We start from the raw sequence: 4599 nt of genomic DNA on the forward strand, positions 1-4599 counted from the left end.
CTGGGCCAAGCGCTGAGCAAGGCGTTGGGCGACAAGCGCGGCATCCGCCGGTACGGGGCCTGCCTGCTGCCGATGGATGACGCCTTGGTGCGCACCGCGCTTGATCTGTCCGCGCGGCCATTTTTGATCTGGAACGTGGATTTGCCGACTTCGAAAATCGGTACCTTTGACACTGAACTGGTGCGCGAATTCTTTCAGGCGCTGTCCACCCACGGCGGCATCACGCTGCATGTGGATATGCTGCACGGATTAAACAGCCACCACATCGCCGAAGCTGCTTTCAAATCGGTCGCCCGCGCCCTGCGCGAAGCAGTCGAGGTTGATCCACGCAAATCGGGTGACATCCCGTCAACCAAGGGTGCGTTGTAAGCGATGCTGACGGCCATTATCGACTACGAATCAGGTAACCTGCATTCCGCCCACAAGGCGTTTGAACGCATGGCCCGCGAAACCGACGCAGGCGAGGTCGTTGTGACCGCTGATGCAGATGTGGTTGCGCGTGCGGATCGTTTGGTGCTGCCCGGCGATGGTGCATTTCCGTCATGTATGGCTTCGCTCAAGGGCAAAAGCGGCATCTATGCGGCCATGGTCGAAGCGGTCGAACAAAAAGGACGTCCGTTTCTGGGCATCTGCGTCGGCATGCAGTTGATGGCCACGTGGGGCCGCGAATACGAAGACACGCAAGGGCTGGATTGGATTGCAGGAGAGGTGACCAAAATCACCCCCTCCGATCCAACGTTCAAGGTACCGCACATGGGCTGGAACGATCTGGTCATTGACCACCCTCACCCGGTTTTTGACGGCATTGCGACCGGGGATCACACCTATTTTGTGCACAGCTTTCACATGGTTGTGGCGAACCCGGAACAGCGCCTTGCCCATGTGGATTATGCGGGCGACGTCACCGCCGTGATTGGCCGCGACACCATGCTGGGCATGCAGTTCCACCCCGAAAAAAGCCAAGCCATCGGTTTGAGGATGATCGCCAATTTTCTAAATTGGCGGCCATAAACCACGCAGAACCAGGCACCCCCTGCCCGGGTCAATGGCCCAAAGCGTTGGTCGGTCCGTTCCGGTGTTCAAGCACCGCAAAACGCGCCTGACAGATTCACCTGTCAGGCTTTACCTACCATTTGATATGGGACCGTCAGCCTAGCGCAGTCGAGTCCAGATCAGTACGTCACACGACGCATCTTCACATTTTTGTAAATGCAACGCGTTGCCTTGCACCAGCATGGTGGCTGCCTCTGTCTGATGTGCAGATGGTTCAAGCAAGGTCCCGGCATAACTGCCGTCCGGCTGCCTGATCATGTCCCAGAACACACGCTTGCCGACCGCCGATGACCGTTTGTCATACCCACGGCGATCTTTGGCACGCTCGACAACCCCGCACAGCGCAGAACCGCATGGCTTGGCACGCACATGAACCACAAGACCGTTAATATCGGGCGCAGACTTCCAAACACCTTCTACCACATCCGCAGAAAGCGGGGCCGATAGACCAAACAAAAGGGTCGCTAGAGTAATACTCTTTTTGATAATCATTTGCATCACTCCCCAAAGCGATACACATGCCTCACAATTTTTTGGCACCGCACCAAAAAACCAAGGCGCGACACCAGTATACTCTCAGGTGATGATTCTAGCAAATCCTCTCGATTGATCAGAAGGGCTTGTTAATTTTCACTGAACACGGGTCCAATCCTGTTTCGAACACAACAAACCACCTGCAATGCAGCCCGACAGCTTCAACTGATCGCCCGAAACCGTCATTTTCCCGATGTAGATTTTGTTGTTGGACGGACGCCAAACCTTGCCTGCATAGTTTCCGGTCCCATCAGGGGCCATACCGATCACCAATTGTTTGCCAATGTTTTCAGACTTGTATTCGCCTGTATCTTTGAAGGTGCGCTGAATCGTCCCGCAAACAGCCGACCCGCATGGCGTCATCTGGACATGGGCATAGGCACCGTCATCTACGGCAGTTTTCCAAACCCCCAACGCAGGATCAGCGGCTTGCGCGCCCCCCGCGAAACCAATCACCAATGCCGCAGTAAAAAACACGTTCTTCATTTTAGCTCCTCCCAAAGACTGCAGCAGACTGGCTCGAAAGCAGCGTTTCAGGCAAGCTTGACGTGGCGGAGCCTGCACCTGCGTTGCAAATCCCCCCGCCTCATGCGATTTGACCGGAAATCATTTAACGCAAGGGCAACGCCATGATCCTTTATCCCGCAATCGACCTCAAAGACGGTCAGGCCGTTCGCCTTGTACATGGCGACATGGACCAATCCACCGTCTTTAACGATGATCCCGCCGCACAGGCCCGCGCTTTTGTCGATGCGGGTTGCACATGGCTGCATCTCGTTGATCTCAACGGTGCCTTTGAGGGCAAACCTGTCAACGCCGCCCCCGTCGAAGCAATCTTGAAATCATGCGATGTCCCGGCCCAGCTTGGCGGCGGCATCCGTGATATGGCCACGATCGAAGCATGGCTGGACAAAGGGCTCGCCCGCGTGATCCTTGGCACCGTTGCTGTTGAGAACCCCGATCTGGTCCGCGAAGCCGCCCGTGCCTTTCCCGGCAAGGTCGCCGTTGGCATTGACGCACGTGGCGGCCGCGTCGCCACCAAGGGCTGGGCGACAGAAACCGATGTGATGGTGACCGATCTTGCCAAATCCTTCGAAGACGCAGGCGTCGCCGCTATTATCTATACCGATATCATGCGCGACGGTGCCATGGGTGGGCCAAACATTGACGCCACCGCCGCGCTGGCGCGTGCCGTTTCGATCCCCGTTATCGCATCGGGGGGGGTCAGCTCGCTCGACGACCTGATTGCGCTCAAGGAGACCCAAGTCATCTCCGGCGCAATCTCTGGCCGCGCGCTCTATGACGGGGCGATTGATCTGGCCGCCGCCCTCAAAGCGCTCTCCTAACGTTCCGCTTCTCTGGCTCTTAAATATCCTCGGGGGGAACCGGGGGGCAGACGGCCCCCCGCTCTTCGCTTGCCCCCTCGCCCAAGCCCCGCTAAACACGGCACATGCTTAAAACCCGCATCATTCCATGTCTCGATGTCGCCGATGGCCGTGTGGTCAAGGGCGTGAACTTTGTCGGCCTGCGCGACGCAGGCGATCCGGTCGATGCTGCCATCGCCTATGATGCCGCCGGCGCGGATGAACTGTGTTTTCTCGACATCCACGCCACCCATGAAAACCGCGGCACCATGTTCGATCTGGTCACCCGCACCGCCGAACACTGCTACATCCCCCTGACGGTCGGGGGCGGCGTGCGGACCGTGGCCGATGTGCGCGCCCTGCTGCTGGCAGGTGCGGACAAAGTCAGCTTCAATTCCGCAGCGGTCGCTAACCCCGATGTCATCGCCCAAGCTGCCGATCAATTCGGTAGCCAATGTATCGTCTGCGCCATCGACGCCAAGACCGTGTCACCGGGGAAATGGGAGATCTTCACCCATGGGGGCCGCAAACCCACCGGCATCGACGCGGTAGAATTTGCCAAACTCGTGACAGCCAAAGGTGCCGGGGAAATCCTGCTGACCTCAATGGACCGCGACGGCACGAAACAAGGCTTCAACCTGCCCTTGACCCGCGCCATTTCTGACGCTGTCAGCGTGCCTGTTATCGCCTCAGGCGGCGTCGGCACCCTTGATCACCTTGTTGAAGGTGTGACCATAGGCGGTGCCTCCGCCGTGCTGGCCGCCTCGATCTTTCACTTTGGTGAATTCACCGTGGCTCAGGCCAAACGCCACATGGCCGCCGCCGGCATCCCGATGAGGCTGACATGACCCTGAACGACCTCTACGACACAATCTTAGCACGTAAAACCGCCGACGCTTCCAGCAGCTGGACAGCACAGCTTCTGGCAAAAGGTCCCGAAAAATGTGCTGAGAAATTCGGCGAAGAGGCCATCGAGGCCATCATCGAAGCCGTGAAAAACGACAAACCCGCGCTGACGTCCGAAGCGGCAGATGTGCTTTACCACTTGTTGGTGATGCTCGCCGCGCGCGATGTGCCCTTCAGCGACGTGATGGATGAACTGACCCGCCGCCAAACTCAAAGCGGCATCGCTGAAAAAGAATCTCGCTAGACTTCTCTGGCTCTTAAATATCCTGGGGGGAGGCGACATCGTCGTCGGGGCGCTAGCCCCCCATGCACCGCTGCCGCAGGCAAACCCGTCCTGATATCAAAGCTTGCTCGAAATGATCCCGGTTGCGAACCCGCCCATGCGCAACTCACCGAAAAGCCGCTGGTACTCGATCTTGGGGCAGCGGTTCTGAATAACCGTGACCCCCCGCGCCTGCGCCAGTGCTGCTGCTTCTGCATGCTCAACACCGATCTGCATCCAGATCGTTTGTAGATTCGGAAATGCGGCCAATGCATCTTCCACAATCGGGGGCACCGCGTCCGAGCGGCGGAAGATATCAACCATATCCACCCCACCTTCGATGTCCCCAAGCCTCCCGACCACGCGCGCGCCAAACAGCATTTCGCCTTCATGCACCGGGTTCACGGGGACCACATCAAACCCTTTAAGTTTCAGATATCGCGCAACAAAGTAACTTGGGCGCACGGGGTTCATGGAAAC

Annotated in this window: 8 protein-coding genes; 5 read left to right on the plus strand and 3 right to left on the minus strand. The window is 58.0% G+C overall.

The genetic code is table 11. The features are described from left to right. Together ABYT07_RS19140 and hisH are read left to right on the plus strand one after the other, a co-directional pair. The coding region (locus tag ABYT07_RS19140) for an imidazoleglycerol-phosphate dehydratase (RefSeq protein ID WP_372993613.1) at nt 1-369 on the plus strand (369 nt) is incomplete at its 5' end. Between the two features lie 3 nt (nt 370-372). Then, the gene (hisH, locus tag ABYT07_RS19145; RefSeq protein WP_372993614.1) at nt 373-1011 is read left to right on the plus strand and encodes an imidazole glycerol phosphate synthase subunit HisH; all 639 of its coding nucleotides are present in this window, start codon (nt 373-375) and stop codon (nt 1009-1011) included. A gap of 141 nt (nt 1012-1152) precedes the next feature. Here the strand turns inward: hisH and ABYT07_RS19150 are convergent, their stop codons facing one another. Then, on the minus strand, nt 1153-1545 hold the full coding sequence (locus ABYT07_RS19150) for a DUF2147 domain-containing protein (protein WP_372993615.1): 393 nt from the start codon (nt 1543-1545) through the stop codon (nt 1153-1155). A gap of 138 nt (nt 1546-1683) precedes the next feature. Beyond that, on the minus strand, nt 1684-2073 hold the full coding sequence (locus ABYT07_RS19155) for a DUF2147 domain-containing protein (RefSeq protein WP_372993616.1): 390 nt from the start codon (nt 2071-2073) through the stop codon (nt 1684-1686). 143 nt (nt 2074-2216) lie between these two features. On the opposite strand from ABYT07_RS19155, the gene hisA reads away from it, so the two are divergent. From hisA to ABYT07_RS19170, 3 genes are all read left to right on the plus strand, one after another. Continuing rightward, nucleotides 2217-2933, plus strand: coding sequence for a 1-(5-phosphoribosyl)-5-[(5-phosphoribosylamino)methylideneamino]imidazole-4-carboxamide isomerase (gene hisA, locus ABYT07_RS19160; protein ID WP_372993617.1), 717 nt, complete (start codon nt 2217-2219; stop codon nt 2931-2933). Between the two features lie 104 nt (nt 2934-3037). Then, nucleotides 3038-3799, plus strand: coding sequence for an imidazole glycerol phosphate synthase subunit HisF (gene hisF / locus ABYT07_RS19165; protein WP_372993618.1), 762 nt, complete (start codon nt 3038-3040; stop codon nt 3797-3799). Further along, nucleotides 3796-4101: a phosphoribosyl-ATP diphosphatase gene (locus ABYT07_RS19170; RefSeq protein ID WP_372993619.1), complete on the plus strand. Its 306-nt coding sequence runs from the start codon at nt 3796-3798 to the stop codon at nt 4099-4101. Before hisF ends, ABYT07_RS19170 begins: the two co-directional genes overlap by 4 nt. A 96-nt stretch (nt 4102-4197) precedes the next feature. On the opposite strand, the gene ABYT07_RS19175 is transcribed toward ABYT07_RS19170, so the two are convergent. Continuing rightward, nucleotides 4198-4599: CoA-binding protein (locus ABYT07_RS19175; protein WP_372993620.1), on the minus strand; the 402-nt coding region annotated here is incomplete at its 5' end.

Source organism: Sulfitobacter sp. (assembly GCF_041552635.1).
Classification (GTDB): domain Bacteria; phylum Pseudomonadota; class Alphaproteobacteria; order Rhodobacterales; family Rhodobacteraceae; genus Sulfitobacter.